This is a genomic window from Novosphingobium kunmingense (genome assembly GCF_002813245.1).
In the GTDB taxonomy this organism is placed as follows: Bacteria; Pseudomonadota; Alphaproteobacteria; order Sphingomonadales; family Sphingomonadaceae; genus Novosphingobium; species Novosphingobium kunmingense.
The window spans coordinates 384,856-410,342 of the sequence record NZ_PHUF01000004.1 but is presented as its reverse complement, the minus strand read 5'-3'; the positions used below and the strand labels follow the sequence as shown (position 1 = coordinate 410,342).

The 25,487-nt window shown below is 66.6% G+C and carries 29 protein-coding genes; 14 read left to right on the top strand and 15 right to left on the bottom strand.

Annotation, left to right across the window (positions count from 1 at the left end; translation table 11 throughout):
• Positions 1-31: 31 nt before the first annotated feature.
• A complete protein-coding gene (locus B0I00_RS11410) occupies positions 32-562 on the bottom strand; it encodes a DUF1993 domain-containing protein (RefSeq protein ID WP_100867502.1) in 531 nt (176 codons plus the stop codon).
• 119 nt (positions 563-681) lie between these two features.
• On the opposite strand from B0I00_RS11410, the gene mutM reads away from it, so the two are divergent.
• From mutM to B0I00_RS11390, 4 genes are all read left to right on the top strand, one after another.
• Positions 682-1,497: a bifunctional DNA-formamidopyrimidine glycosylase/DNA-(apurinic or apyrimidinic site) lyase gene (gene mutM, locus B0I00_RS11405; protein ID WP_100867501.1), complete on the top strand. Its 816-nt coding sequence runs from the start codon at positions 682-684 to the stop codon at positions 1,495-1,497.
• 105 nt (positions 1,498-1,602) lie between these two features.
• On the top strand, positions 1,603-1,863 hold the full coding sequence (gene rpsT, locus B0I00_RS11400) for a 30S ribosomal protein S20 (RefSeq protein WP_100867500.1): 261 nt from the start codon (positions 1,603-1,605) through the stop codon (positions 1,861-1,863).
• A gap of 520 nt (positions 1,864-2,383) precedes the next feature.
• Complete coding sequence (dnaA, locus tag B0I00_RS11395) at positions 2,384-3,829, top strand: chromosomal replication initiator protein DnaA (RefSeq protein WP_198519220.1); 1,446 nt, start codon at positions 2,384-2,386, stop codon at positions 3,827-3,829.
• A gap of 97 nt (positions 3,830-3,926) precedes the next feature.
• Entirely contained in the window at positions 3,927-4,547 is a 621-nt protein-coding gene (locus B0I00_RS11390) for a LysE family translocator (RefSeq protein ID WP_100867498.1), read from the top strand.
• 4 nt (positions 4,548-4,551) lie between these two features.
• Here B0I00_RS11390 and B0I00_RS11385 read toward each other — a convergent pair whose 3' ends face one another.
• Positions 4,552-5,322 (bottom strand): SDR family NAD(P)-dependent oxidoreductase, encoded by a 771-nt coding sequence (locus B0I00_RS11385; protein ID WP_100867497.1) that lies wholly within the window; start codon positions 5,320-5,322, stop codon positions 4,552-4,554.
• 3 nt (positions 5,323-5,325) lie between these two features.
• Positions 5,326-7,017, bottom strand: coding sequence for a class I adenylate-forming enzyme family protein (locus B0I00_RS11380; protein ID WP_100867496.1), 1,692 nt, complete (start codon positions 7,015-7,017; stop codon positions 5,326-5,328).
• Positions 7,018-7,125: 108 nt separating this feature from the next.
• Here B0I00_RS11380 and B0I00_RS11375 point away from each other — a divergent pair, with 108 nt between their 5' ends.
• Positions 7,126-7,899, top strand: coding sequence for a HesA/MoeB/ThiF family protein (locus B0I00_RS11375; protein ID WP_198519219.1), 774 nt, complete (start codon positions 7,126-7,128; stop codon positions 7,897-7,899).
• On the opposite strand, the gene B0I00_RS11370 is transcribed toward B0I00_RS11375, so the two are convergent.
• Positions 7,885-8,601: an NAD-dependent deacylase gene (locus tag B0I00_RS11370; RefSeq protein ID WP_100867773.1), complete on the bottom strand. Its 717-nt coding sequence runs from the start codon at positions 8,599-8,601 to the stop codon at positions 7,885-7,887. The two genes, B0I00_RS11375 and B0I00_RS11370, sit on opposite strands and share 15 nt — an antisense overlap.
• A gap of 35 nt (positions 8,602-8,636) precedes the next feature.
• Here B0I00_RS11370 and dapB point away from each other — a divergent pair, with 35 nt between their 5' ends.
• Genes dapB through nth form a run of 3 tightly spaced genes read left to right on the top strand, consistent with a single transcriptional unit; the run spans position 8,637 to position 10,788 of the window.
• The gene (gene dapB / locus B0I00_RS11365) at positions 8,637-9,365 is read left to right on the top strand and encodes a 4-hydroxy-tetrahydrodipicolinate reductase (RefSeq protein ID WP_100867495.1); all 729 of its coding nucleotides are present in this window, start codon (positions 8,637-8,639) and stop codon (positions 9,363-9,365) included.
• Positions 9,362-10,138, top strand: a complete 777-nt coding sequence (locus B0I00_RS11360; protein WP_157812548.1) for a potassium channel family protein — start codon at positions 9,362-9,364, stop codon at positions 10,136-10,138. The genes dapB and B0I00_RS11360 overlap by 4 nt, the downstream gene beginning before the upstream one ends.
• On the top strand, positions 10,135-10,788 hold the full coding sequence (gene nth / locus B0I00_RS11355) for an endonuclease III (RefSeq protein WP_100867493.1): 654 nt from the start codon (positions 10,135-10,137) through the stop codon (positions 10,786-10,788). The genes B0I00_RS11360 and nth overlap by 4 nt, the downstream gene beginning before the upstream one ends.
• Here nth and B0I00_RS11350 read toward each other — a convergent pair.
• Both B0I00_RS11350 and dapE read right to left on the bottom strand, forming a co-directional pair.
• Positions 10,785-12,152, bottom strand: coding sequence for a dicarboxylate/amino acid:cation symporter (locus B0I00_RS11350; RefSeq protein WP_408635234.1), 1,368 nt, complete (start codon positions 12,150-12,152; stop codon positions 10,785-10,787). The genes nth and B0I00_RS11350 overlap by 4 nt on opposite strands.
• 66 nt (positions 12,153-12,218) lie before the next feature.
• Positions 12,219-13,361 carry a succinyl-diaminopimelate desuccinylase gene (dapE, locus tag B0I00_RS11345; RefSeq protein ID WP_100867771.1) on the bottom strand — a complete coding sequence of 381 codons (1,143 nt, stop codon included), beginning with the start codon at positions 13,359-13,361 and terminating at the stop codon, positions 12,219-12,221.
• Positions 13,362-13,413: 52 nt separating this feature from the next.
• Here dapE and B0I00_RS11340 point away from each other — a divergent pair, with 52 nt between their 5' ends.
• Positions 13,414-13,875, top strand: coding sequence for a cupin domain-containing protein (locus B0I00_RS11340; RefSeq protein ID WP_100867492.1), 462 nt, complete (start codon positions 13,414-13,416; stop codon positions 13,873-13,875).
• 7 nt (positions 13,876-13,882) lie between these two features.
• Here B0I00_RS11340 and B0I00_RS11335 read toward each other — a convergent pair whose 3' ends face one another.
• Together B0I00_RS11335 and B0I00_RS11330 are read right to left on the bottom strand one after the other, a co-directional pair.
• Positions 13,883-14,551 (bottom strand): glutathione S-transferase family protein, encoded by a 669-nt coding sequence (locus tag B0I00_RS11335; protein WP_100867491.1) that lies wholly within the window; start codon positions 14,549-14,551, stop codon positions 13,883-13,885.
• Between the two features lie 47 nt (positions 14,552-14,598).
• Complete coding sequence (locus B0I00_RS11330) at positions 14,599-15,630, bottom strand: TauD/TfdA family dioxygenase (RefSeq protein ID WP_100867490.1); 1,032 nt, start codon at positions 15,628-15,630, stop codon at positions 14,599-14,601.
• Here B0I00_RS11330 and B0I00_RS11325 point away from each other — a divergent pair.
• Genes B0I00_RS11325 through B0I00_RS11315 form a run of 3 tightly spaced genes read left to right on the top strand, consistent with a single transcriptional unit; the run spans position 15,629 to position 18,220 of the window.
• Positions 15,629-16,603: a hypothetical protein gene (locus B0I00_RS11325; RefSeq protein WP_100867489.1), complete on the top strand. Its 975-nt coding sequence runs from the start codon at positions 15,629-15,631 to the stop codon at positions 16,601-16,603. The two genes, B0I00_RS11330 and B0I00_RS11325, sit on opposite strands and share 2 nt — an antisense overlap.
• A complete protein-coding gene (locus tag B0I00_RS11320) occupies positions 16,600-17,019 on the top strand; it encodes a VOC family protein (RefSeq protein WP_100867488.1) in 420 nt (139 codons plus the stop codon). The genes B0I00_RS11325 and B0I00_RS11320 overlap by 4 nt, the downstream gene beginning before the upstream one ends.
• A gap of 16 nt (positions 17,020-17,035) precedes the next feature.
• Positions 17,036-18,220 (top strand): acyl-CoA dehydrogenase family protein, encoded by a 1,185-nt coding sequence (locus tag B0I00_RS11315; RefSeq protein ID WP_100867487.1) that lies wholly within the window; start codon positions 17,036-17,038, stop codon positions 18,218-18,220.
• Between the two features lie 8 nt (positions 18,221-18,228).
• On the opposite strand, the gene yihA is transcribed toward B0I00_RS11315, so the two are convergent.
• The 6 genes from yihA to B0I00_RS11285 all read right to left on the bottom strand — a co-directional run bounded on the left by yihA (position 18,229) and on the right by B0I00_RS11285 (position 22,214).
• Positions 18,229-18,873 carry a ribosome biogenesis GTP-binding protein YihA/YsxC gene (yihA, locus tag B0I00_RS11310; protein WP_100867486.1) on the bottom strand — a complete coding sequence of 215 codons (645 nt, stop codon included), beginning with the start codon at positions 18,871-18,873 and terminating at the stop codon, positions 18,229-18,231.
• A 4-nt stretch (positions 18,874-18,877) separates the two neighbouring features.
• Positions 18,878-20,653 (bottom strand): membrane protein insertase YidC, encoded by a 1,776-nt coding sequence (gene yidC / locus B0I00_RS11305; RefSeq protein WP_269800240.1) that lies wholly within the window; start codon positions 20,651-20,653, stop codon positions 18,878-18,880.
• 52 nt (positions 20,654-20,705) lie between these two features.
• Positions 20,706-20,915: a membrane protein insertion efficiency factor YidD gene (gene yidD / locus B0I00_RS11300; RefSeq protein ID WP_100867485.1), complete on the bottom strand. Its 210-nt coding sequence runs from the start codon at positions 20,913-20,915 to the stop codon at positions 20,706-20,708.
• Complete coding sequence (rnpA, locus tag B0I00_RS11295) at positions 20,912-21,280, bottom strand: ribonuclease P protein component (RefSeq protein ID WP_100867484.1); 369 nt, start codon at positions 21,278-21,280, stop codon at positions 20,912-20,914. Before rnpA ends, yidD begins: the two co-directional genes overlap by 4 nt.
• Positions 21,281-21,288: 8 nt before the next feature.
• Positions 21,289-21,423 carry a 50S ribosomal protein L34 gene (rpmH, locus tag B0I00_RS11290; protein ID WP_039388288.1) on the bottom strand — a complete coding sequence of 45 codons (135 nt, stop codon included), beginning with the start codon at positions 21,421-21,423 and terminating at the stop codon, positions 21,289-21,291.
• A 107-nt stretch (positions 21,424-21,530) separates the two neighbouring features.
• Positions 21,531-22,214, bottom strand: a complete 684-nt coding sequence (locus B0I00_RS11285; protein ID WP_100867483.1) for an alpha/beta hydrolase — start codon at positions 22,212-22,214, stop codon at positions 21,531-21,533.
• A 151-nt stretch (positions 22,215-22,365) separates the two neighbouring features.
• On the opposite strand from B0I00_RS11285, the gene B0I00_RS11280 reads away from it, so the two are divergent.
• Together B0I00_RS11280 and B0I00_RS11275 are read left to right on the top strand one after the other, a co-directional pair.
• Positions 22,366-23,874 carry a YifB family Mg chelatase-like AAA ATPase gene (locus tag B0I00_RS11280; protein WP_100867482.1) on the top strand — a complete coding sequence of 503 codons (1,509 nt, stop codon included), beginning with the start codon at positions 22,366-22,368 and terminating at the stop codon, positions 23,872-23,874.
• A 38-nt stretch (positions 23,875-23,912) separates the two neighbouring features.
• Positions 23,913-25,169, top strand: coding sequence for a serpin family protein (locus B0I00_RS11275; RefSeq protein ID WP_100867481.1), 1,257 nt, complete (start codon positions 23,913-23,915; stop codon positions 25,167-25,169).
• On the opposite strand, the gene B0I00_RS11270 is transcribed toward B0I00_RS11275, so the two are convergent.
• Complete coding sequence (locus B0I00_RS11270; RefSeq protein WP_100867480.1) at positions 25,166-25,486, bottom strand: WYL domain-containing protein; 321 nt, start codon at positions 25,484-25,486, stop codon at positions 25,166-25,168. The two genes, B0I00_RS11275 and B0I00_RS11270, sit on opposite strands and share 4 nt — an antisense overlap.
• Position 25,487: the final 1 nt, after the last annotated feature.

Below are 25,487 nucleotides of genomic sequence, written 5' to 3'. Positions count from 1 at the left end.
CAGTGAAAGCGTCCCGCGAATCGCGCCTCGTTCAGGCGGGCTGCGGCGGGGCGAACATGAACGGGGCAAGGTGCATCAGGAAGTCAGCCTTGCCGACGTCGATCCCCTGCTGGCGCAACAGGCCATAGGTCATCGCGGCGTGAAAATAGAAGTTGGGCAGCGCGAAGCCGTTGAGGAAACGCTCAGCCGAATCGAACCGGATCCCCGCGCCGTTGGGAAAGGTCAGGACGATGTCGCGGCTCGCGCCGGCGTTGAACGCATCGGCATCGATCGACTGGAGGTAGGCAATGGTCTTGTCGCACCGCGCCTTGAGCTCGGCGAAGCTCGCTTCGGTATCCGGCATCGACGGCGCATCGGCTCCGGTCATCCGGGCGGCCGCTCCCTTGGCGGCGTCCGAGGCCATCTGGATCTGGCGCGAGAGGGGATGCATGTCGGGAGCGAGGCGCGCTTCGAGCAGCGCCGCTTCGTTGCCCTGCGCGGCGGCCTTGTCGAGCCAGACCTTGATATTGCCGAGCATCGTGATGGCGGGCGGCACGAAGCTGTCGTGGAGCGTGGCAGGCATAGTCTTCTCTCCCTGGGTTCGGTGTCTATCCCTTGACTAGGCCGGGTTGATTTCAGTTTCAATACGAAACTAATATTTCGTGGACAGGTTCGTGGCCTGGACCTAGTCCGGATGCGCCCATGCCCGAGCTTCCCGAAGTCGAAACCACCGTGCGCGGTCTTGAACGCATTCTCGATGGGAAGCGAATTGCCAGCCTGGTGACGCGCCGCGGCGATCTGCGCCGGCCGTTCCCCGACGATCTCGCCCAAGTCATGACCGGTGCCACGGTGACCGGGCTGGGGCGAAGGGCCAAGTATGGACTGATCCACATCGACCGCGGGCAGACAATGATATTTCATCTTGGCATGTCGGGACGGTGGCGGATCGAGCCGGACGAGCTTGGCCCGCACGACCACCTGGTGATCGAAACGGCAGGCGGTCACCGGCTGGCTCTGTGCGATCCGCGTCGGTTCGGATCGGTCGACCTTGTCGCCACCGCATCGCTCGACGTCTGGCCGGCCTTTGCCGCGCTCGGACCCGAACCGCTGGGCGACGGACTGTCGACGGGGCAGCTCGGAACGGCGCTGGCCGGGCGCAGCGCGGCGATCAAGCTGATGCTGCTCGACCAGCGCATCGTCGCGGGCCTTGGCAACATTTATGTCTGCGAAGCGCTGTTCCGCGCGCGAATCGATCCACGCAAGGCTGCGGGCAAGGTCAGTCGTGCCGGCCTGGGCCGGCTGGTCCCGGCGATCAAAGCGGTGCTTGCCGAGGCGATCGAGGCCGGCGGTTCGACCTTGCGCGACTACGCCCGGCCAGATGGCGAACTGGGCTATTTCTCGAAGCGCTTCGATGTCTACGACCGCGAAGGCAAACCCTGCGTGCGGGACGGCGCGTCGATCAGGCGGATCGTCCAGGGCGGACGCAGCACCTGGTATTGTAGCCGCTGCCAAAAATAGCCGGCCGTGCTTGACGATTCGGCCACCCGCCGGTAAGGGCCGCGCTTCCCGTGGGGCCGATTCCGTTCGGCGCCCCGTTTTTGCACGAGTTTTACAAGGACGAACATGGCCAATACGCCGCAAGCCCGCAAGCGCATCCGCCGCAACGAACGCCGCGCCGAAGTCAACGGCAACCGCCTCGGCCGCATCCGCACCTTCGTCAAGAAGGTCGAATCGGCGATCGCCGGTGGCGACAAGACTGCAGCGTCTGAAGCGCTCAAGGCGGCGCAGCCGGAACTGGCACGCGGCGTGGCTCGCGGTGTCCTTCACAAGAACACCGCGTCGCGCAAGCTGTCGCGCCTGACCAAGCGGGTTTCGGCTCTCTGATTCGTTCGGCCAGGTGATTCGTCCCGTTCAGGGACGACTTGGCCGGGACGAAAATAGAACATCGTGCTTTAAGGGCCGGCGGAATTTCCGCCGGCTTTTTCTATGCTGGCGCAGGCGTGGTCCAACTGTGCCGCATAAGCCTAAGAAAACGCGCGATTCGCAAATCGGTCACAATTCAAAGTTCTGAAATATTTAGCTAAATTTCCTATTCGCCGGATTCTGCAAGGCAGACCGGCGTCAAGGCGATTTATTTCATTTTTTTTACGGGCGACGCCTTGCTCTGGCCGATACCTCGTTCATAACAACCCAACTGACCGGCACGGAATCACCTGCGTCGGGCATCACAGAAAATCAGTGGTTTCAGCACTGGCCTGGGCAGCCGGTGAGGGGATGTTTTCGCGCAGCATCGCTGCGCGGAATGGGCCATTGTGCAAAGTCGGGGGCATACCGGGTGACAAGCACTGGTATTGGTGGGCCGCGCGGCAACGCGTTGGCCGGTAACAGGAATGATGCAGAGCGCATGATCGAAGAACAGGAAGCGCTCGACCTTGCGGCGGATTGGGCTGACATCAGCCAGGGCCTCCGCAAGGACCTTGGGCATCAACTACACGGCCAGTGGATCAAGCCGATCCAGCTCGGCACCTTCTGCAAGGAAACCGGCACGCTGGACCTGTTCCTGCCGACCGAGTTTTCGGCCAACTGGGTGGCCGACCGGTTTTCCGACCGGCTCTCGCTGGCCTGGAAGATCGCCCGCCCCGACGTGCGCCATGTGCGCGTCTCGGTCCTGCCGAGCCGCCGCGCTCTGGGTGGTCTGCGACTGGGGCGTGAGGACGGCCTGCGCCGTCCGGCCAACGACGGCGCGATCCCCTCGCAGCCTGGCGATGCGCTGGGCATGGGTGCGGCCGAGATGGGTGGCATCGGCGCGGGCGGCCTCGGCATGGCCTCGATCGGCCTCGATCCGTCGCTGACCTTCAACACCTTCGTGACCGGTTCCGCCAACGTACTGGCCAGCAACGCCGCCCAGCGCATGGCGGCGATGGAAGCCCCGCAGTTTGCCCCGCTCTATCTCAAGGCGGCAACAGGGCAGGGCAAGACTCACCTGCTTCACGCAATCGGCCACGCCTATCTGGTGGCGCATCCGCGCGCGCGCATCTTCTACTGCTCGGCCGAACGGTTCATGGTCGAATTCGTGCAGGCGCTGCGCCAGAACCAGACGATCGAGTTCAAGGCCCGCCTGCGCGGCTTCGACCTGCTTCTGGTCGACGACATCCAGTTCATCATCGGCAAGGCCAGCGCCCAGGAAGAGCTGCTCTACACGATCGACGCGCTGCTGGCCGAGGGCAAGCGGCTGGTCTTTGCCGCCGATCGCGCGCCCCAGGCTCTCGACGGGGTGGAACAGCGCCTGCTGTCGCGCCTGTCGATGGGCCTTGTCGCCGACATCCAGCCCGCCGATATCGAGCTGCGCCGTTCGATCCTCGAACATCGTCTTCAGCGTTTCAGCCCGACTCACGTTCCGGCCGACGTGATCGAGTTCCTGGCCCGGACCATCAACCGCAACGTGCGCGAGCTGGTCGGCGGCCTCAACAAGCTGATCGCCTATGCCCAGCTGACCGGCCAGGCCGTGTCGCTGCAGCTGGCCGAGGAACAGCTGACCGACATCCTCTCGGCCAACCGCCGCCGGATCACCATCGACGAGATCCAGCGCACCGTCTGCCAGTTCTACCGCGTCGACCGCACCGAAATGGCGTCGAAGCGCCGCGCTCGCGCCGTGGTTCGTCCACGCCAGGTCGCCATGTACCTTGCGAAGGTGCTTACCCCGCGCTCCTACCCGGAAATCGGCCGCAAGTTCGGTGGGCGCGATCATTCGACCGTGATCCACGCGGTGCGCCTGATCGAGGATCTGCGCACCCGCGACGCCGACATGGACGGAGACGTGCGCAGCCTGTTGCGCCAGCTGGAAAGCTGATCGGCTTCCACAGCCGGCACACCGCTTATCCAGCCGCGCTGCACAGCCTTGTGAACAGAGCTGTGCACAAGGCGATGCGTGATGCTAGGCTGGCTCCGTGTTCGACCCTGCCCTTCTCGCAGCATTCCTTTTTGCCGCCACGATCCTGACACTGACGCCGGGCGTGGACACGGCGATGGTGCTGCGCGCGGCGACGGTCGAGGGGCGCAGACCCGCTATGCAGGCCGCCCTGGGTATCGCGCTGGGCTGCCTCATCTGGGGCGCGGCAGTTGCCATGGGGCTGGGCACGCTGCTGCGTGCCTCGGAACTGGCCTATACGATTGTGAAGATAGCGGGTGCCGCCTATCTTGTCTGGCTTGGCATAGGACTGATGCTGCGCCCACGCCGCAAAATCGCGGCAGATGATCCGCAGGTCAAGGCGGGGCAAGGCAACGCCTTCTGCCGGGGCTTGCTGACCAACCTGCTCAATCCCAAGATCGGCGTGTTCTATGTAACTTTCCTGCCGCAGTTCGTACCGCCGGGCGCACCGGTCGGTGCGCCGATATTCCTGCTCGCGTCGATCCACGTCGTGCTGGGGCTGGTGTGGTTCGCGGTCCTGATCGCCGCGACCGTCCCGCTTGGCCGAGCGCTGCGTCGCCCAAGTACGGTTGCGATGCTCGACCGGCTGACCGGGGCGGTCTTCGTGGCCTTCGGGGCGAAGCTCGCCCTGTCGCGCTAGTCCGTCAGGCCGAAAGCCCGCCGTCGACCACCACCTCGCTCCCGGTGCTGAACGCGGCGCGGTCGGAAGCAAGGAACACCACCGCATCGGCGACGTTCTGCGGCTCGCCAAGGTGGCCGAGCGGATGCATGGCGGACACCTGCGCCAGCACCTCGTTGTTGCCAATCTGCTGGGCGGCGGCGAAATCGTCGACCAGGTGGCGCCCCATGTCGGTATCGATGACCCCGGGATGGACCGAGTTGACGCGAATCCGCGCGGCCGCAAGCTCCTTGGCGCAGCCCTTGGTGAACAAGCGCACCGCGCCCTTGGTGGAATTGTAGCAGGTTGCGCCTGCCGCGCCCTCGATTCCGGCGACCGACGACAGGTTCACGATCGCGGTCCCGCCGCGCCACAGGTGGGCGCGCTCCGCCAGCAACGGCACTGCGGCCCGGGTGCCGAGGAACACCCCTTCGACATTGACCGCGTGGAGCCGCCGCCAGTCGTCCAGGGTGGTCTCGGTGATCGGCTTGAACAGCCAAAGGCCGGCGTTGTTGACGAGAATGTCGAGACCGCCCGCCTCGGCCTTGATCCAGGCCATCGTCGCGGCCCAATCGTCCTCGCTGGTCACGTCGAGCGCGCGGGCCAGGCCGCCGATTTCGCTGGCCAGCGCTTCGGGCGCCGCGATGTCGGTCACCGCGACCTTCGCGCCGGCCGCCGCCAGTGCGCGTGCCGCAGCCGCGCCAAGCCCCCGCGAGGCGCCTGTTACCAGCGCGATGCGCCCATCAAGATCGGCCATGGTTCAAGCCTCCGTGGTTTCGGCAGCATAGGCGTCTCGCAGGTCGCGGCGCAGGAACTTGCCGCTGGCGTTGCGCGGCAAGGGTTCGGCAAAGAAACGGACGTAGCGCGGCACCTTGTGCTTTGCGACATGGGCTGCGACGTGATCGCGCACCGCGTCCTCGCTCAGGGATGCTCCGGTCTTGAGCACGATCGCCGCGGCGATCTCTTCGCCCAGGCGCTGGTCGGGCACGCCGAAGACGCAGCATTCGGCAATCTCGGGCATGCGGTAGAGCAAGGCTTCGACTTCGGTGCAGGATACGTTTTCGCCGCCGCGGATGATGATGTCCTTCTTGCGGTCGACTATGAAGATGAAGCCCTCTTCATCGATCCGCGCGACGTCGCCGGTGTGCAGCCAGCCGTCGGTGATCGACGCGGCAGTCGCTTCGGGGCGGTTGATATAGCCGCGGATCACGCTCGACCCCTTGACCCACAGCTCGCCCGCCTCGCCCTGGGGCAGCGTGTTGCCGTCGTCGTCGACGCATTTGACCTCGAAGTTGGGCATGTAGGGGCCCGCGCTGTCCGGCTTGTCGACAAAGAAGTCGCCGCTGATCGAGGTGATGATGCCGCAGGTCTCGGTCATGCCATAGCCGGTGCCGGGGCGGGCGGTGGTCACCCCGTCCTCGATCTTCTGGACCAGATCGGGTGGAACCTGCGCGCCGCCGCCCGCCAGCCCGGTGAGGCTGGAGGTGTCGGTCGTGGCAAACGACGGATGGTTGATCACCTCGCGGGCCATGGTCGGCACGCCGCTCATGTTCGTGACGCCCTCGCGTTCGATCAGGCGCAACGCTTCGCCCGCGTCCCACTTGTACATCAGCACCATCGCCCCGCCGAGCGCGGTGCAGGCATAGGCTCCGCAATTGTTGGCGGTGACGTGGAACAGCGGCGTCGTGATGAGGGTGACCGGGATTGGCGGATCTGCCGGCGGCGCGACCCCAGTGGCGCGTTCGACGGCCAGCGCGCTCGACGCGCCGGCGTAGAGCATGTTCATCAGGTTCGCGACGCAGCCCCGGTGGGTCAGTTGCGCGCCCTTGGGAAAGCCGGTCGTGCCCGAAGTGTAGAAAATGCAGGCATCGCTGTCGGGATCGACCGCGACCTCTGGCATCGCGCCGGGATGCGCGATAACCGTTTCCCACGGCACGGTCCCGTCCGACGCCGGGGTGCGGACGGCGACGACGGTCATCGGTGGCACGTCGCTTGCGGCGCGCCAGCGTTCGATCCGCTCGGCGTCGGCGAACAGCACCGTGGGGGCTGCGTCGCGCAGGCCGTAGGCCATCTCCTCGCTGGTCCACCACGCGTTCATACCGACGGCGGCTGCGCCGATGCAGGCGCTGGCCCAGTAGATGAGCATCCATTCGGGATAGTTGCGCATCGCGATCGCCACGCGGTCCCCAGGGCGCACCCCCTGATCGTGCAGCCAGGCCGCAACTGCAGTGACCTGCGCGTGCGACTGCGCATAGGTCAGCCGCTCATCCTCGTAGACGAGGTAGGTTCGTTCGGCGAAGACGGCGGAGGCCAACCACACCTCCCGCACGCTGGGCGGAGCGTTCTTGTAGGTGCGCAGCCGATGGCCGAGGATCTCCTGCTCGACGATCTCGAACTGGCCGCCCGGGCCGGTCAGTTCCTCGCGCGCCCGGCGCAACTCGGCATAGTGCATCTATCTCTACCCATCAGCCCGTTTTTAATTGTGCGATTAAGGTGCCCCACTAACGAGCGCGCGGCAAGCACCTTTCGGTTCTTCAGCTTGGCGGCTAGGGCTTTGGCCATGAGCCTGCCGCCCGACCGCCTCGACCGCTTTGCCCGCCATATCGTGTTGCCGGAAGTGGGCGGGGCCGGCCAGGTGGCGCTGGCCGGGGCCTGCGTCGTAATTATCGGATGCGGGGGGATCGGCTCGCCGGCGCTCCAATATCTCGCCGGCGCCGGGATCGGCAGCCTCGTCCTGGTCGACGACGACCGGGTCGATGCCAGCAATCTCCAGCGTCAGACGATCTTTGCCGAGGCCGATATTGGTCGCCCCAAGGCGGAGGCGGCGGCGGATTGGGTCGGGCGGTTCGACGGGGTCCTCAAGGTCCGCGCGCACGCCGGGAGGATCGATGGCGAAAACGCGGCGCAGATCCTTGAGGGTGCCGATCTTGTCCTCGACGGATGTGACAACTTCGCGACGCGGCTGGCCGTTTCCGACGCGTGCGTGCGCGCCGGGGTGCCGCTGACCAGCGCGGCGATCGGCCGCTTTCAGGGTCAGGTCGCCAACTTCGCCGGGCATTTGCCGGGCGAAAGCTGCTATCGCTGCTTCGTGGGCGATGCTTTCGACGCCGACGATTGCGACACTTGTGCCGCGGACGGCGTGCTGGGCGCGATGGCAGGCATGGTAGGCGCCTTTGCTGCGATGCAGGCGATCCGGGTGTTGTTGACCGGAAAGGCCACGCTTGGCGATCCGCAGTGGGGCCGGCTGCACCTTGTCGACGGTTTTGCCCCGTCGATGCGGACCATGCGCATTGCCAAGGACGCGCAGTGCAGGGGCTGTTCAGGCGCCGGCTAGAACCTCGTCGACCCAGGACGGGACCGTCTGGCTGGCCGGGCCGAGACGGGATTCGTGGAACAGGTGCGATCCCTGGCTGCGTTCGAGATTGAGTTCCAGCGTGTGGGCGCCAAGCTCGCGCGCATCGCGCACGAACCCGGCGGCGGGATAGACCGCGCCCGATGTGCCGATCGAAACGAACAGGTCGGCGCGGCGCAGCGCGGCATAGATCCGGTTCATCTCGTAAGGCATCTCGCCGAACCAGACCACGTCGGGCCGCAGGCTGCGCGCCTGGCAGGCCGGGCAGGGCGGATAGTCGGCCAAGGAGCCGCGCCACGGCGAACGCACGTCGCAGGCGGTGCACCAGGCCTTCAGGTGCTCGCCGTGCATGTGCAGCACGCGGCGCGCGCCGGCGCGCTCGTGCAGGTCGTCGACGTTCTGGGTGACGATCAGCAGGTCGCCGCCCCAGGCCGCGTCGAGCCGCGCCAGCGCGTCGTGGGCGGGATTGGGCAGCTTGGTCTGGATCGCGGCGCGCCGCATGTCGTAGAAGCGCTGCACCAGCTCCGGATCGCGCGCGAAGCCTTCGGGCGTGGCAACGTCCTCGACGTCGTGCTGTTCCCACAGGCTCGGCTGACCGTCGGTTCCGGCGCGGAACGTGTCGATCCCGCTTTCTGCGGAAACCCCGGCGCCGGTCAGGATCACGATATTGCGGTATTGGCCCATCGCGGCCATGAAGCACGCAAGACAGGGGATAGGCAATGGTCAGAATCGGTATCGTCGGCAGCGCGGGACGCATGGGCCAGGCCCTGGTCGATGCGATTGCGGATGCCGGCGAAGCACTGGCCGGCGGAGCCGACAAGGGCGATGACGTGGCCGCGCTGGCGCAGCGCAGCGACGTGCTGGTCGATTTTTCCAGCCCCCATGCCCTCGAGGCGAATCTCGACGCGGCCGCGGCGGCCGGGGTGCCGATCGTCGTCGGCACTACGGGGCTGGAAGAACGCCACCACTACCTGTGCGACAACGCCGCCGATCGCATCGCCGTGCTGCAGACCGGCAACACCTCGCTCGGCGTCACGCTGCTGGCGCACCTGGTGCGCGAGGCGGCGAGCCGGCTGGGTGAGGACTGGGACATCGAGATCGTCGAAAGCCATCACCGGATGAAGGTCGACGCGCCCTCGGGCACTGCGCTGCTACTTGGCCAGGCGGCGGCCGAAGGGCGTCAGATCGACCTTTCCGCTCATAGCGAGCGCGGCCGCGACGGCATCACCGGCGCCCGCGCGCGCGGCGCCATCGGCTTTGCCGCGCTGCGCGGAGGCAGCGTCGCGGGGGATCATTCGGTGCTGTTCCTGGGCGAAAGCGAGCGCGTCACCCTGTCGCACCTCGCCGAGAACCGTTCGATCTTCGCTCGCGGCGCGGTGCGCGCGGCGCAGTGGCTGAGCGGCAGGTCCGCGGGCCGCTATACCATGGCCGAGGTGCTCGACCTGTGAGGCTGCCCTTGCGCAACCGGGTCTGGCTGCAACTGACTGGCGACGCCAAGGGGGGTGGCAGGCTGACGGGGGCAAACTGGGCGCTGGCGACGGTCATCATCCTTGCCGTGCTCAGTTCGATCCTGGCGACCGAGCCGGAACTGCACAAACGCTTCGAGCACGAGTTTCGCCTGGTCGAGATCCTGTTCGGCCTATGTTTCCTGGTCGAATACGCGGCTCGCATCTGGACCGCGCCCGAAGCGCCTGGGCCTGGAACCGACTGGGAAAAGCGCTGGGCATTCCTGAAATCCGGCCTCGGCCTCATTGAATTGGTCGTGCTGATCGTGACCTTTCTGCCGATGTTCATCCCCGAAGTGGCGGTGCTGCGCCTGATCCGGCTGCTGCGGCTGATGATGATCGCGCGGATGGGGCGCTTTTCGAGCGCTTTCAACGAGGTGCTGAGCGCGATCAACGAACGCCGCTTCGAACTCTACGTCACGATTGCCCTTGCCTCGTTCCTGGTCCTGTTCGGCGCGACGGCGCTCTATCTGGCCGAAGGGCACGTCCAGCCCGACAAGTTCGGATCGATACCGCGCGCGCTGTGGTGGGCGGTGATCACCCTGACCACGGTCGGCTATGGCGATGTGTCGCCGATAACGCCGCTCGGCAAGATGATGGCCTCGGTCATCGCCCTGGCCGGCGTCGGACTTGTCGCCATGCCCACCGGGATCATGGCCGCGGCCTTTTCCGAGGCGATGCAGAACCACCGCAAACGGCGGGGCAAGGGCGAATGACCAAGGCTGAGGTGTTCGAGTTCTTCCGCCGCCTTGCCGAAGACAACCCGTCACCCGAAACCGAACTGGCCTTCGGCAACACCTACCAGCTTCTGGTGGCGGTGGTGCTGTCGGCCCAATCGACCGACGTCGGCGTCAACAAGGCGACCCGCGAGCTGTTCAAGACAGTGACGACGCCCGCGCAGATGGTCGCCCTTGGCGAGGAAGGGCTCAAGGAGCACATCAAGACGATCGGGCTGTTCAACGGCAAGGCCAAGAACGTCATCGCCCTGTCCGAAATTCTCGTGCGCGACCATGGCGGCGATGTACCGCAGGATCGCGACGCGTTGACCGCGCTGCCCGGCGTGGGGCGCAAGACCGCCAACGTGGTGATGAACTGCGCCTTCGGGGCCGAGACCTTCGCGGTCGACACCCACATATTCCGCGTCGGCAACCGTACGGGCCTGGCTAAGGGGAAGTCCCCGCTGGCGGTCGAAAGGCAGCTTGAGAAGAAGGTGCCCGCGCCGTTCCGCGTCGGCGCCCACCACTGGTTGATCCTGCACGGCCGCTACATCTGCAAGGCGCGCACGCCCGAATGCTGGCGCTGCCCGGTCGCGGACCTCTGCGCCTTCAAGCCCAAGACCGCCGCGCCGAAAAGCAAGCGCGCCTAGCCGGCACCCTTGTCGAAGTTGTCGGGATCGAGGTTGAGGCCCGACCGACCGTGGGCAGACCCCTGCGATGGCGCGATATCCGGGTCGAAATCGGGATCGAGCGGGGGCTGCAGCATGCCTTCCCACTTGGTAATCACCGCGGTTGCAACCGAGTTGCCCAACACGTTCGTGGCGGTGCGGCCCATGTCGAGGAACTGGTCGATCGCCAGCACCAGGGCAATCCCTTCGACCGGCAGGTTGAACATCGCGAGCGTCGCGGCAATGACGACCAGACTGGCGCGCGGCACCGCGGCGATGCCCTTGGAGCTGATCATCAGCGTCAAGAGGATCAGGATCTGCGTGCCGATGTCGGGCACGACGTTGTAGGCCTGCGCGATGAAGATCGTCGCGAAGCTGGCGTACATCATCGACCCGTCAAGGTTGAAGCTGTAGCCGAGCGGCAGCATCAGGCCCGAAACGCGGCGCGGCACGCCGAAGCGGTCGAGCTGCTCGAACAGCTTGGGCATGGCCGCCTCGCTGCTTGCGGTCGAGAAGGCGATCAGCACCGGTTCGCGCACATAGCGCACCAGCATGAGGATGCGGGTGCCCAGGAAGACGAAGCCGATGCCCAGCAGCAGCGCCCACAGCAGACCCAGCGAGAGATAGAACTCGGTCAGCAGTTCGGCATAGACGAGCAGGATGCCGAGGCCGTTTTCGGAAACCACCTTGGCCAGCGCGCCGAACACCGCGAAGGGGGCGAACCGCATCACGTAGCCGGTGACCTGCAGCATCAGTTCGGCCAGCGATTCCGCGGCCTTGACCAGCGGCTTGCCCTTTTCGCCGATGGCGGTGAGGCCGATCCCGGCGAACAGCGCGAAGACCAGCACCTGCAGGACATTGTTTTCGCCCATCGCAGTGATGATGTTCTTGGGAAAGACGTGTTCGATGAACTCGAACATGTCGAGCTTCTTGACCTCGCCCACGGCCTTCGTCGGCGCGCTGAGATCGACGCCGAAGCCGGGCTGGAACAGGTTGACCATCAACAGGCCGAGACTGATCGAGATGAAGCTGGCGATGATGAACCACACGATCGCGCGGAACCCGATCCGGCCCACCGCCGCGCTGTCGCCCATGTGGGCCAGACCCGAAATGATCGTCGCCAGCACAAGCGGGGCGACCAGCATCTTGATCAGGTTGAGGAAGATCGTCGACAGCACCTGAAAGCTGCGCGCCCAGGTTTCGGTGCTGGCAATCCCGGCCAGCAGCCCCGCGTTGACCATCCAGCCGACCACGATGCCCAGGACCAGCCCGATCATGATGCAGCGCGTCAGGTGAACGCTCAGCACATGAAGCAGCCAGCCAAAGATCGATCGCCGTTCAGCCATGGTGCTGCGTCCCTGTCGTTGTAACAATATTGCAGGCGATGGTAACGCCTGTCACGGCGCGGTCAATCAGCCAGCCAGGGCGGCGGTCGCAATCCGGGCATAAATCCGTGCCAGCGCGTCGAGATCGGCGATGGCCACCGCCTCGTCGCGCTTGTGCATGGTCGCGTTCGTCAGGCCGAACTCGATCACCGGACACAGGTTCTTGAGGAACCGCGCGTCGCTGGTCCCGCCGGTCGTGCTGGCTTCGGGCACCAGGCCGGTTTCCGCTTCGACTGCCGCCGCGATCAAATCGCTGAAAGCGCCGGGCGGGGTGATGAACGCCTCGCCCGAGATGACCGGGCGCGCGCTGCCGCCGTGCCTTTCGGCAATCGCGATCACGCGGTCGGCCAGGGCCTGGCCGGTGTGCTCGTCGTTGAAGCGGATCGAGAGGCGCGCGGTGGCGCGGCTCGGGATTACGTTGGTGGCCGGATTGCCGACGGCAAGGTCGGTAATCTCGAGGTTCGACGGCTGGAACCAGGCGTTTCCGCTGTCCAGCGGCATGGCCTTCAACTCGGCCAGCATGTGTACCAGCCGCGTGATAGGGTTGTCGGCCAGGTGCGGATAGGCGACGTGGCCTTCCTTGCCCTCGACCTCGAGCCAGATGTTGACCGAGCCGCGCCGTCCGACCTTCATCATGTCGCCCAGGCGGTTGACGCTGGTCGGCTCGCCCACCAGGCACAGGTCGGGGATTGCGCCCGCTTCGCGCATATGGTCGATCAGCGCGACCGTGCCGAAGCGGGCCGGGCCTTCCTCGTCCCCGGTGATGACGAAGCTCATCGTGCCGGCGTCCGGCGGTACGGCGGCGGCAGCGGCGACCATTGCCGCGATCGATCCCTTCATGTCGACCGCACCGCGGCCATAGAGCAGATCGCCCCGCACCTCGGGTGCAAAGGGCGCGCTGGCCCAGCCATCGCCCGGCGGCACCACGTCGACGTGGCCGGCGAAGGCGAAATGGCGGCTGCCGTCGGGGCCGGGGCGGATCGCAAACAGGTTCTCGACCGGCCCGTCCGGCGCCTCGCCCGCCGTAAAGCGGTGGACCGCAAAGCCCAGCGGGGCAAGCTGGCCTTCGAGGCAGTCGAACACCAGGCCCGCAGCCGGGGTGACGCTGGGGCAGGCGATCAGCGCTTCGGCGAGCGGCAAAACCGGTGGAGGAGCGGCGGGGCTGGTCATGTCAATGTCCCGCATATGGGCTATGCAGTCACCCTGCAAGCCGGAGCGCCCCATGCCCAGGATCGATATCGACGCCATCCCCCAGAGCAACGCCACCGGCTATCCCGAACCCTACGACCGCGCGGTCGAGGGGCGGCTGTGGCGCCGGCTGGCCCCTGCGGGAGGGCTGACGGCGATGGGGGCAAGCCACGTCGTCCTGAAACCCGGCGCCTGGTCCAGCCAGCGGCACTGGCACCGGGGCGAGGACGAATTGCTGATCATGCTATCGGGCGAGGCTGTCCTGGTCGAAGACGATGGGCGAACGGTCCTGCGTCCGGGGGACGTCTGCGCCTGGGCCGAAGGGGTCGCCAACGGTCATCACCTGATCAACGAGAGCGACACCGATTGCAGCTTCGTCGCGATCAGCGCTGGGCCGGATCTCGGCGGCGAATATTCGGACATCGACATGGTCTTCACCGAGGCGGGCTACTTCCGCAAGGATGGTTCCGCCTATGCGGCAAAGCGGATGAAATAGCGGCGGCTCAGCGTCGCGTTTCGGTCTCGAACTGTTCTATTGTCCAGTCCTCTGCCTCGGCGGCGCGGACCCAGGCCTGCAACCATTCGTGTTCCCACACCGCTTCCATATAGGCGAGCGCAAAGCCGGGCACCCCGATGCCATAGCTGATGAAGCGGCTGACGACGGGAGCATAGATGATGTCCGCGGCGCAAAAGGTGCCGAACAGGAACGGTCCGCCTTGGCCGAAGCGGGCGCGCGCCTCGGCCCACAGGGTCAATATGCGCACGATGTCGGCCTTGGTCGCCTCACTGATCTCCGCGCCTTCGACCCGGCGGCGCACGTTCATCGGGCATTCGCGGCGCAGCGACAGGTACGAACTGTGCATTTCGGCGACCATCGACCGGGCCATGGCGCGGGCATCGTCGGCCTTGGGCCAGAACCGTTCGCGACCGACCTTGTCGGCCAGGTATTCGATGATCGCCAGGCTGTCCCAGACCACGGCATCGCCATCCCACAGCACCGGTACCTTGCCGGAAGAGGGTGCGATCTCGTCGTTGTCGTGTTTGCGCTGGTCCCAGTCGTCGCCATAGATCGGAACCATGATCTCCTCGAACGGCAGGCCCGATTGCTTGGCCGCCAGCCAGCCGCGCAGCGACCAGCTCGAATAGTTCTTGTTGCCGAGGATGAGTTTCATGGCCCTTCCGGTATCTGTTCAGGCAAATGTTGTCGAGTGTGAACGGCCTATCGATGCGTGACGAGCGCAGGATTGAGCGGCGGAGCGAAATCGCCCGCGCGCCACGGCGGCAGCGGCGGCTCTTCGGGGTTGCGCGGTGCGCCGGAAAGATAGCCGAAATAGGTGGCGATGCGGCGTTCGGCGGTGTCGCGGATCGCCCGGCGACCATGCATGAAGCGCGTGTTGTCGAGCATCAGGATGTCGCCCTGGTGCCAGGCCACTTCGACCTCGACTGTCTGCGCGGCCGAGCGCACCGCGTCGACCCAGGCCTCAGGCACCTCGCTGCCATCGTCGAGCAGCGGGAAATCGCGCCGCCCGACATAGTCCCTGGCAAACAGCAGGAAATTGCCGAACGCGAGTTCGCCTGCGAACATCGGGCGATGCAGCAAGGGCCGCGTGAACAGCCGCACCAGCCGGCCGTCGGACAGGCGCCGGAACCGGTAGGGACAAGTGGGCGGCGGCGCGTCCAGCAACGCTGGATCGGGCTGCACAGTGCCAAGCCAGAACTCGAGCAGGCCCGGCCAGGTCGGGAAGACGTGGAGCAGGCGGCGCGCGGCAAGGTCATCGCGCAGCGTGCAAGGCAGGCGGCGCACCAGTTCGACGCCGTCGCAGATCGTCGTCTGGCCGCCGGCTCCTGGCGGTGACAGGCAGGCGAAGAAGGCCGTGTCGGGCTTCCACGCCTCGCGCGCAAGTTCGGGATGGAGCGGGAAGGGATCGGCGCCAGTGTTGACAGTCTGGATCGCGTGATCGCCGTCGAGCACCTCGCGTCCGGGCGATTCGTTGATCGCGGCGGTCGGGCAGAGCGCGCGGCAGAACCGGCCGAAGGCGGCAAGGTCGAAGGCGAAGCCGCGCAGCAGGATCGCGCCATGGTCCCTGTAGAGCGCGAGCAACGCGTCGGTGTCGATGCTCTCCAGCCCGCAAGCGTCCTTGGCATCCGGCGAAAGGACGACCAGCGGATCGGGGGCATGAGGCAGCACGACGCGGACCATGGCAAGCGCATAGCCGAGGCCCCGAGCACAGGCTATAGCCTGCCCGGTCATGTCGCTGACCCTTGCCGAACTGTTCGCTTCCCCCGACCACTACCTGCACTCGTTCGCGGACGGCGCGGCGGTGTTCGTGCCGATGGACCGCGACGCCTATCGCCGCTCGGTGTTCCTCGACGACCGGATCGATCCCGCTGGGAACGGCGCGATGCGGGTGCCGCTCGGCATGCTGGTCGGTCAGGCACCGGCCCCGCGCCCCATCGGCTGGATATTCCACGTGGCGCACTGCGGATCGACGCTGCTGGCGAACGCGCTCGACGCGCTGGGTCCGAACCTTGTCCTGCGCGAACCGTTGGCGCTGCGCCAGCTGGGTGTCGCCCGAGAGGTGGACGACGCGCTGATGGCGGTCGAACTGGCGATGCTCGGCAAGGCTTACGATGCGGACGCCCCGACGCTGGTAAAGGCCAATGTGCCGGTGAACTTCGTTCTGAATGCCATCGCCGCGGCACGGCCCGATGCGCCCGCGATCATGCTCTATCTGGGCCTCGAGGATTACCTTTGCGCGATCCTGCGCAGCGCGAATCACCGCCACTGGCTGCGCGGCGTCTCGGCGCAGCTTGCCCACCATCTCGGGCCAGCGGACGGGCGAAGCGATGCGGCCTGCGCCGCCGCGTTGTGGCAGGCGCAGATGACGCGGTTCGGCGCGGCGATGAAGGCCATGCCGGCGGCGCGGGCGCTGGACGCCGAGGCGTTCTATGCCGATACCTTTGGCACCTTGCTGGCGACCGCGCTGCATTTCGGGATGGACGTCGATACCGCTGCGATTGCCGCTCTCATCGCAGGGCCCGTCTTCCAGACCTATTCGAAGCGGCCCGGCGTCGCGTTCAGCAACGCGGACCGGCTGGAGCGGCAGGCCGCGACGCGTGATTCGCTGGCCGAGGAGATCGAAGAGGCACACCAATGGCTTGACGGGCAGGGCCATGATGCGGAAGCCTTGGCCCGAACCTTAGAGGAATCCTCCCTGAGATGACGCTACGCCCGTTCCACCTTGCCTTTCCCGTCCGCGATCTGGCCGAGGCGCGCGCTTTCTGGGGTGGAGTGATGGGCTGTCCGGAAGGACGCAGCAGCGATTCGTGGATCGATTTCGACTTTTACGGCCACCAGATCGTGGCCCACTGCACCGGGAGCGAAGCCGCCGACGCCGGCAACAACCCGGTCGACGGGCACGGCGTACCCGTGCCGCATTTCGGCATCGTGCTGGAACTGAAGGACTGGGAAGAGCTAGCCGCGCGGCTCACGGCGGCGGGCACCCGCTTCGAGATCGAACCCTATGTGCGGTTTCGCGGCGAACCGGGCGAACAGGCGACCATGTTCTTCCGCGATCCCAGCGGCAACGCGATAGAGATGAAGGCCTTTGCCGACCTGGGGCAACTGTTCGCGACGTAAGATAAGGGAGAGAGACATGCGGCTGGATCCGAGTGTGGAGGACGAGGCGTTCCGAACGGAGGTGCGCGACTGGATTGCCGCGAACCTAAGCGAGGATCTCAAGGTCGCGGCGCGCAAGACCGGCAGCGTCTTTACCGACAAGGAGCCGGCGCTGGCCTGGCAGGCCAGACTTCATGCCAAGGGCTGGGCCGCGCCGTCCTGGCCGCGCGAATACGGCGGGACCGGCTGGACCGAGGCGCAGCGCCATATCTTTGCCGCCGAATGCCGCCGCGCAGGGGCGCCCAACCTGTCGCCGATGGGGCTGCGCATGGTCGCCCCCTGTATCATGCGCTACGGTACAAGCGAACAGAAGGCGCACTACCTGCCGCGCATCCTGGCGGGCGAGGATTACTGGTGCCAGGGCTATTCGGAGCCCCAGGCCGGGTCGGACCTTGCCGCCCTGCAGTTGCGCGCCGATGCCGATGGCGGCGACTACGTGCTCAACGGATCGAAAATCTGGACCACCCACGCCCACCTCGCCAACAAGATGTTCTGCCTGGTGCGCACCTCGCGCGAAGCGACACGGCAGGCCGGCATCACGTTCCTGCTGCTCGACATGGTGCTGCCCGGGATCACGGTCAGCCCGATCCGTTCGATGGCCGGCGACCATGATTTCAACCAGGTGTTCTTCGACAACGTCCGCGTCGCCCAGTCGGGCCGGCTTGGCGAGGAGGGCGAGGGCTGGACCGTGGCCAAGTACCTGCTCGAATTCGAACGCGGAGGTGCCTACGCCAGCGGCCTGTTCGCAGCGCTCGACGAGGTGCGCTCCGCTGCCGCCGCTGCGGGCTTGCTGGGCAGCGCCGCCTTCCGGCGCAAGCTGGCAACGGTTACGGCGCAGGTTGCCGCGATCGAGGCGGTGGAAGGCGTCGTCCTGTCGCAGATGGCCAGCCGCGGCAGCCCCGGACCGGGCTCCTCGATCCTCAAGCTGCAGGGGACCGAAGCCGAACAGATGATCCACGAGTTGGCGGTGGAGGTCGCCGGGACTTATGCCGCCGCCGACCAGATCGACGCGCGCCAGCACGGCAGCAACGCCGCCCCGCTGACCGATATCTTCGCGATGATGGCGGTACCACGCTACCTCAACGGCCGGGCCGCCTCGATCTATGGCGGATCGAACGAGGTCCAGCGCGGGATCGTGGCCAAGGCCGTCCTCGGCCTCTAGGCCAGGGGTCAATCCGTGCCGAGCGCATCCTCGTAGATCGCCGCGCGCAGTTCGGCGATGCCCATGCCCTTTTCCGAACTGGTCACGTGGACCACCGGGAAGGCAGCAGAATGCTTGCGCGCCTCGGCCTGGGTCGCGGCCAGCACGGCCTCAAGCTCGCTCGCCTTTATCTTGTCCGCCTTGGTCAGGACGAGGCGATAGCCGACGGCTGCCTCGTCGAGCATCTTCATCATGTCGCGGTCGACGTCCTTTACCCCGTGGCGGCTGTCGATCAGCACCAAGGTGCGCTTCAGCACCACCCGCCCGCGCAGGAAATCGCGCACCAGCCGTTTCCACGCATCGACGATCTTGATCGGCGCCTTGGCAAAGCCATAGCCCGGCATGTCGACCAGGCGCAGTTTGGTCGGCTCGCCCACCTCGAAGAAGTTCAGCTCCTGCGTCCGGCCCGGGGTCACCGAGGCGCGGGCGATTGCCTTGCGCCCGGTCACCGCGTTGATCAGGCTCGACTTTCCGACGTTGGAGCGCCCAGCAAAGGCCAGCTCCGGAAAGTCCGGATCGGGCAGGAACTTGAGCGACGGCGCGCTCTTGAGGAACTCGACCCGCCCCGCGAACAGGCGGCGCGCCTGTTCGGCGAGGACTTCTGCTTCGTCCATCGCGTCAGGCCTTGGCCTTCGCGGCCTTGACCCGCTTGGCGTCGGCCGCGTCCTTGTCGGCCTGGGCCTTCATCTGCGGATGCTTCGAATAGAGGTAGGCCTGCTGGGCGATGGTCAGCACGTTGTTGGTAATCCAGTAAAGCAGGAGGCCGGCCGCGAAGGGGGCCATGATGAACATCATCACCCACGGCATGATGGCGAACATCTGCTGCTGGACGGGGTCGAGCTGCGCCGGGTTCAGCTTGAACTGGAAGTGCATGGTGATGCCCAGCAGCAGGGCCAGCACGCCGATCGCCAGGAACGATGGCGGCGTGAAATCGAGCAGGCCGAACAGGTTCAGGAGGTGCGCCGGATCGGGCGCGGAGAGATCCTTGATCCACAGCACGAAAGGCTGGTGTCGCATCTCGACCGCCAGGATCAGGGTCTTGTACAGCGCGAAGAACACCGGGATCTGCAGAAAGATCGGCAAGCACCCGGCAAGCGGGTTGACGCCCTCCTGCTTGTAGAGCTTCATGATTTCTTCCTGCTGCTTGGGCCGATCGTCCTTGTAGCGATCCTGGATGGCCTTCATCTTCGGCTGGATCGCCTTCATCGCCGCCATGCTGGCGAACTGCCGCTGCGAGACGGGGAACATGATGCCCTTGACGATCAGGGTCAGCAGCATGATCGCGAGTCCGAAGTTGCCGACCGCGCTGAACAGCGCCTTCAGCAGCCAGAAAATCGGCCGCGCGAACCAGCTGAACCAGCCCCAGTCGATCGCCAGGCCGAAATTGGTGACGCCGGCATCCTCGTACTTGTCGAGGACGGTCGATTCCTTGGCGCCGGCGTAAAGCCGGGTGGTGCGGGTCACTTGCTGCCCGGGGGCGACGGTGACATCGCCATAGACCAGGTCAGCGCGGAACTGGCTGTTGCCGAGGCTGCGGAAATCGCTCGCCGCGCCGGCCGCATCGGGAATCAGCACCGACATCCAGTAGATGTCCGTAAATCCGACCCAGTCGGTCCTGCCGGCGTTGGGCTGGACCTGCACGTCGGCGACGTCGCTGTAGTCAGGCTCGAAGCTGACCTTGCCGTCGAAGGTGCCGAAGGGCCCGGAATGGACGTTGAAGCTGTCGACGCTGGCGGTCTTGTCGGTGCGGCTCAGCAGGGCGTAAGGCTTGAGCACCACGGGCGTCGCGCCGGCGTTGGCGGCGGTCTGCTTCACCGTGATCATGTAGTCGGCGTCGATGGCGTAGGTCAGGGTATAGGTCTGGCCGGTGCTGTTGCTGGCGGTCAGCGTGACCGGGGTCTGCGGGGTCAGCTTGGCTCCGGGCTGAGCGGCCCAGACCGTGCCCGCGTTCGGCGCGCCCACGCCCTGTCCCAGGAAGCCGAACTGCGCGTATTCCTGCGCCGGAGTGCCCGCCGGCGAATAGATCCGCTGCGGCCCGCTATCCCGGTCGATCGTCGCCGTATGGTGGTTGAGGACGAGGTCGTCGACCACGCCGCCGGTCAGGTTGATCGAGCCCGACAGGCCCGGCGCGGCAATCGGCACGCGCCCGGCGGGGTTGAGCGCGGTCTTGAGGTCGCGCGCTTCGAGCGCGATGTCGGCGGCACTGGTCAACCCGCCTTCGCGCGTCGGTCGGGCTGGGGCGGCTGCGTTTGGCGCGGCCACTGTGGCAACAGGCGCCGGTGCGGGCTTGCTGGCCTGCGGATAGAAGTAGCGCACACCGGCGTCCCAGCCGAACAGCAGCAGCGCGGTCAGCGCCAGTGCCAGGATCATGTTGCGCGAATTGGTCTTGTCCACGAGGCGTCCCTGTAAAATCGTCAGTCGTTCGGATGGAAGTGCGTGTCCGGCGTCAGGGCACCGGATCGTGGCCGTGCCCACCCCACGGGTGGCAGCGCAATATACGCTTCAACGCCAGCCAGCTACCCTTAATCGCCCCGTGTTTCTGCCACGCAATGATCGCGTACTGCGAGCAGGAAGGGCTGAATCGGCACGTCGGCGGGAGGATGCGCGACGGACCAAGCTGCCAGCCGCGCGCGATCAGGATCAGCAGCTGCTTCATCGCCGCTCTCCCCGCGGGCGGCGTGGCGGATCGCCCTTGCCCTGCGCGGCGCGGGACAGCGCCATGGCCAGCTCCTCGCGCAGCTTGGCAAAGTCGCGCTCGACCCCGCCATCGCGTCCGATCAGCACGTGATCGTGAGCGGGAAGCCCCGCTTCGGGCAACATTTCGCGCAGGAGAGCGCGGAACCGCCGCTTCATCCGGTTGCGCACCACGGCGTTGCCGATCTTCTTGGTGACGGTGATGCCGAACCGCATCGCACCGGCATCGTTCGGGCTCACCAGCAACACAAAACCGGGACGTGCTACGCGCAGGCCCCGGTTAGCGGCTAGGAAATCCGCCCGCCGCGAAAGGACGGACAGGTTCAAGGGTTAGCTCAGGCGGACAGCTTCTTGCGGCCGCGGGCGCGGCGCGCGCGCAGCACCTTGCGGCCTCCGACAGTGGCCGTGCGGGCGCGGAAGCCGTGGCGGCGGGCGCGGACGAGGCGGCTGGGCTGGAAAGTGCGCTTCATGACAGAACCTTCGAATCTCTAAAACAAGAACGCCGCCCGCGAAGGCGACCGAATAACAGAGGCGCGCCGTTACGTGAGGCGCCCCGTCGAGTCAAGCGTCGAACGGCCTAGTTGAGACCGGCCCACCCGCGCATGTCGGCGGCGGTGAGCCACTTGGCCTGCTCGAACGGAACCGAGTTGGTCATGGCGTAGAACGCGGCGGCGCGCTGCGCGGTCATGCCCATCTCGCGGTAATAATCAAGATAGGCGCGGTTCTGCGGCGCGTCGGCGCCATAGTCGGTCGCTTCGCGGCCGTCCTCGTCCTCCCAGGCGTGGACAGCGAATTCGGCCCCGTCCTCGGCGGTGCGGCGCGCGCCCGCAAGGAACAGCTCGACCCCGCCCGAGCGGACCGATCCGCTCGCAGGCACATGGGTGGCGATGCCGCGGGCATGGATCAGTCGGCCGAGCGCGAGATTGGCGCGGTCGTCCTCGGTGCCGGGGCAATCCAGCATTTCGAGCATCGCGATTCCCGGATGCGCTGCCAGCATCGCGGCGAACTGCGCGGGGCTCGCGCTGTCGGTCACATCGACCAGGGCGGCGCGAGCGGCATCCAGAACCCGGAACGGACCGTAGGCGGCGATCCCGCGCGGCAAGGCCGGCGGCGCTGCGGCCACGGTCCGTTCCGAGCCCCCCTGGGTCTCGTCGCCGGATTCGTAGACGAGGCTCACGCTGTCACGCGAACTCTCGTTCGCCGCGGCGGGAGCCGCTCCGAAGGCCAGCAGAATCGGCAGGATCAGGGCGGACTTTCGCATGGTCGCAGGATCGCAGGGCCTCCCTTGCCGCTTTGCCAAGCAGGGCGGTTAAGAACTCCTTACCCGCCGTTTTCGACGCGGTTTGGCTCGACAGACCAGTGCCGCACGGGCATCACGCGAAGGAATAGCTAAAGATCAAAGGGAGTTACGCTTGGTCGCGCTGGTTACGACGGTTGCCTATCTTGGGCTTGAGGCGCGCAGCGTCGAAGTCCAATGCCAGATCGCGCCGGGTCTGCCTCGCTTCAATCTGGTCGGCCTGCCCGACAAGGCGGTGAACGAAAGCCGCGAGCGGGTTCACGCGGCGCTTGCCGCCATGGGGCTGTCGCTGCCGCCCAAGCGGATCACGATCAACCTCTCGCCGGCCGACCTGCCCAAGGAAGGCTCGCACTACGACCTGCCGATCGCCCTGGCGCTGCTCGCCGCAATGGGGGTGACCGACGCCGAGCAATTGGCCGATTTCGTCGCTGTGGGCGAACTCGCGCTTGATGGACGGATTGTGCCGACCCCGGGCGTGCTGCTCGCCGCAATTCATGCCGCCGGAGCGGGCAAGGCGCTGGTCTGCCCCGCCGCACAAGGGCCAGAAGCAAGTTGGGCGGGCGGCCTGTCGGTTGTCGCCGCGCCCGATCTGGTCAGCCTGCTCAACCATCTCAAAGGCACGCAGCAGCTGCCCGCGCCGCAAAGGGGAGAGGCCGAGGTGCCGGGCTTCGGGCCCGACCTTCGGCAGGTCAAAGGCCAGGAAGTGGCCAAGCGCGCGCTGGAAATCGCCGCAGCCGGTGGGCACAACCTGTTGCTGATTGGCCCGCCGGGCGCCGGCAAGTCGCTGCTTGCCTCGTGCCTTCCCGGGATCCTCCCCGACCTGTCGCCGGCCGAAGCGCTCGAGGTTTCGATGGTCGCGTCGGTCGCGGGCACACTTGAGGACGGGCGAATCAGCCGCGCCCGGCCGTTCCGTTCGCCGCACCATTCCGCCTCGATGGCGGCGCTGACCGGCGGAGGGCTGCGCGTGCGTCCGGGCGAGGTCAGCCTTGCGCACCTCGGTGTCCTGTTCCTCGACGAATTGCCCGAATTCCAGCGCGCCGTGCTCGATTCGCTGCGCCAGCCGCTCGAAACCGGCGTGGTCGACGTGGCCCGCGCAAATGCCCATGTGACCTTCCCGGCGCGGGTCCAGCTTGTCGCCGCTATGAACCCGTGCCGCTGCGGCCATCTCGGCGATCCGGCGCTGGCCTGCAGCCGTGCACCGCGCTGCGCCGCCGACTACCAGAGCAAGGTTTCCGGCCCGTTGCTCGATCGGATCGACCTTCATGTCGAGGTCGACCCGGTCAGCGCCGCCGACCTCGCCCTGCCGCCACCGGCCGAGGGCAGCGCCGAGGTGGCCGCGCGCGTTGCGGCGGCGCGCGGCATCCAGCAGCACAGGCTTGAGGGCACGGCCAGGCGCAGCAACGCCGAACTCGACGGCGATCTCCTCGATCGTCACGCCACCCCGGACGAGGCCGGGCGCAAGCTGCTGCTCCAGGCGGCCGAGGCCATGCGCCTGTCGGCGCGCGGCTATACCCGCATGCTGCGTGTCGCCCGCACCGTTGCCGATCTGGCGGGCAGCGAAGCGGTCGGTCGCATTCACGTGGCCGAGGCGCTGAGTTACCGTCGCAGCGCGCCGCGCGCCTGATCGGGGAACCTGCGCCTGCCGCTGCCGTTGGAGAAACCATGATTGGCCGATTGACCGTGCTCGCGCTTTCCGCCTCGCTTGCCGCCTGCGCCGCTCTGCCGGGGGGCGAGGATGCCAGCTTCCCGGCGGCCGAGCCGGACCAGGCCGCGTTGGAAAAGTCGGGCTTCCGCCTTTTCGAGCTCGAACGCGGAAAGGTCGGTCCGGCCGAGAACACGTTCGTATCCCCGCTCAGCGTGCAGCAGGCGATGGGCCTGGTTCATGCTGGCACGAAGGGCACCGCTGCGCGCGAGATCGAAAGCGCGCTCGGCCTTGCGGCGGGCTCTGCCACCGACGCGGCGCTCGCCGCGCAGCGCAAGGCGGTGACGCAGGATACCGGCGCGGCCGAGGTTCGGCTCGCCAACGCTTTGTGGCTGTCGCAGGACTTGCGCTTCCGGCCCGAATACCTGGTCGCCACCCGCGACAGCTATGCGGCCAAGGCGGCGCGGCTCGACTTCGCGGATGCGCCGCAGCAGTCGGCCGATACGATCAACGCCTGGGCCAGTGCGGAGACCAAGGGGCTGATCCGTTCTATCGTTGCGCCAAGTTCGTTCAACGCGGCGACTGTTGCCGTGCTCAGCAACGCGGTGTTCTTCGAAGGCAAATGGGTAGTCGAGTTCGGTCAGGCCTATCCGCAGCCGTTCCTGTTCGGCGACGGCCGGGAAGCGCCGTTTCCGCTGATGAGCGAGACCGCGCTTTACTCCTATGCCGAAAGCGGCGGGTGGAAGGCGGTCCGCCTGCCCTACAAGGCGAGCGAGAACGGAAGCGCGACCCCGCGCTTCGTCATGGACGTGTTCGTTCCCCTGAAACGAAATGCCGACGCGATGCTGGGCGCGGCGGCCTATGCCGGGCTGACCGCAGCGCTGGACAATTCAGCACCTGAGCGCGTCACTGTGACCCTGCCGCGCTTCGAGATCGGCTGGAAGGAGACCCTCAACGATTCGCTGATCGGCCTGGGGATTCGCGCCGCGTTCCAGCCGGGCGTGGGCGACTTCGGCGCGATGTTCGATCCTGGCGGCAAACGGATGGTCATCAGCCGCGTCAGTCACGCGTCGAAACTGCAGGTCTTTGAAGCCGGGACCAGGGCGGCGGCGGTCACCGCAGTTGAAATGGTGACCACCGGGGCACGGATCGACGTGAAGAAACCCAAGGTGTTCCGCGCCGACCAACCGTTTCACCTGGTGATTCGCGACACGGCCAGCAATACGGTGCTGTTCGTCGGGCGGATCGCCCGGCCCGAGGTCTACGACGGCAATTAGACCGCGAACAACAGTCGGTCTTCAGGGCGGGGCAGGGAACTGTCCTCAAGCTCCAGCGGCTCGAAGCTGTCGTCGGTGAGGGCGACCTCGGTCAGGCCCTTCAGCTTGAAATAGCCGAGCCGACGTTCGTCGTCGCTGCGCCAGGCCTTGCCGGTGTTGAGCGCGCCGACGTAGAGTTCGTCGTGGCGTTCGAACAGGTGGTGCGGCGCCAGGACAAGCTCCGTGCCGTTGTACGAGGCTCGGATCAGGATGCGCCGGGCAATGGCCTCGAGAAACTTGCGTTCGTCGGTTTCGGTCGGATTCTTGGCATGCTGCATT

What these genes read in the sequence shown, in the direction of transcription:
- B0I00_RS11330 (WP_100867490.1), bottom strand. Translation starts at nt 15,630, where the DNA reads ATGACCGGGCAGGCTATAGCCTGTGCTCGGGGCCTCGGCTATGCGCTT.
- B0I00_RS11270 (WP_100867480.1), bottom strand. Translation starts at nt 25,486, where the DNA reads ATGCAGCATGCCAAGAATCCGACCGAAACCGACGAACGCAAGTTTCTC.
- rpsT (WP_100867500.1), top strand. Translation starts at nt 1,603, where the DNA reads ATGGCCAATACGCCGCAAGCCCGCAAGCGCATCCGCCGCAACGAACGC.
- B0I00_RS11385 (WP_100867497.1), bottom strand. Translation starts at nt 5,322, where the DNA reads ATGGCCGATCTTGATGGGCGCATCGCGCTGGTAACAGGCGCCTCGCGG.
- B0I00_RS11315 (WP_100867487.1), top strand. Translation starts at nt 17,036, where the DNA reads ATGCGGCTGGATCCGAGTGTGGAGGACGAGGCGTTCCGAACGGAGGTG.
- B0I00_RS11320 (WP_100867488.1), top strand. Translation starts at nt 16,600, where the DNA reads ATGACGCTACGCCCGTTCCACCTTGCCTTTCCCGTCCGCGATCTGGCC.
- B0I00_RS11380 (WP_100867496.1), bottom strand. Translation starts at nt 7,017, where the DNA reads ATGCACTATGCCGAGTTGCGCCGGGCGCGCGAGGAACTGACCGGCCCG.
- yihA (WP_100867486.1), bottom strand. Translation starts at nt 18,873, where the DNA reads ATGGACGAAGCAGAAGTCCTCGCCGAACAGGCGCGCCGCCTGTTCGCG.
- B0I00_RS11275 (WP_100867481.1), top strand. Translation starts at nt 23,913, where the DNA reads ATGATTGGCCGATTGACCGTGCTCGCGCTTTCCGCCTCGCTTGCCGCC.
- dapE (WP_100867771.1), bottom strand. Translation starts at nt 13,361, where the DNA reads ATGACCAGCCCCGCCGCTCCTCCACCGGTTTTGCCGCTCGCCGAAGCG.
- B0I00_RS11340 (WP_100867492.1), top strand. Translation starts at nt 13,414, where the DNA reads ATGCCCAGGATCGATATCGACGCCATCCCCCAGAGCAACGCCACCGGC.
- B0I00_RS11335 (WP_100867491.1), bottom strand. Translation starts at nt 14,551, where the DNA reads ATGAAACTCATCCTCGGCAACAAGAACTATTCGAGCTGGTCGCTGCGC.
- B0I00_RS11285 (WP_100867483.1), bottom strand. Translation starts at nt 22,214, where the DNA reads ATGCGAAAGTCCGCCCTGATCCTGCCGATTCTGCTGGCCTTCGGAGCG.
- yidD (WP_100867485.1), bottom strand. Translation starts at nt 20,915, where the DNA reads ATGAAGCAGCTGCTGATCCTGATCGCGCGCGGCTGGCAGCTTGGTCCG.
- dnaA (WP_198519220.1), top strand. Translation starts at nt 2,384, where the DNA reads ATGATCGAAGAACAGGAAGCGCTCGACCTTGCGGCGGATTGGGCTGAC.
- B0I00_RS11350 (WP_408635234.1), bottom strand. Translation starts at nt 12,152, where the DNA reads ATGGCTGAACGGCGATCGATCTTTGGCTGGCTGCTTCATGTGCTGAGC.
- B0I00_RS11325 (WP_100867489.1), top strand. Translation starts at nt 15,629, where the DNA reads ATGTCGCTGACCCTTGCCGAACTGTTCGCTTCCCCCGACCACTACCTG.
- mutM (WP_100867501.1), top strand. Translation starts at nt 682, where the DNA reads ATGCCCGAGCTTCCCGAAGTCGAAACCACCGTGCGCGGTCTTGAACGC.
- B0I00_RS11375 (WP_198519219.1), top strand. Translation starts at nt 7,126, where the DNA reads ATGAGCCTGCCGCCCGACCGCCTCGACCGCTTTGCCCGCCATATCGTG.
- B0I00_RS11410 (WP_100867502.1), bottom strand. Translation starts at nt 562, where the DNA reads ATGCCTGCCACGCTCCACGACAGCTTCGTGCCGCCCGCCATCACGATG.
- B0I00_RS11370 (WP_100867773.1), bottom strand. Translation starts at nt 8,601, where the DNA reads ATGGGCCAATACCGCAATATCGTGATCCTGACCGGCGCCGGGGTTTCC.
- nth (WP_100867493.1), top strand. Translation starts at nt 10,135, where the DNA reads ATGACCAAGGCTGAGGTGTTCGAGTTCTTCCGCCGCCTTGCCGAAGAC.
- dapB (WP_100867495.1), top strand. Translation starts at nt 8,637, where the DNA reads ATGGTCAGAATCGGTATCGTCGGCAGCGCGGGACGCATGGGCCAGGCC.
- rpmH (WP_039388288.1), bottom strand. Translation starts at nt 21,423, where the DNA reads ATGAAGCGCACTTTCCAGCCCAGCCGCCTCGTCCGCGCCCGCCGCCAC.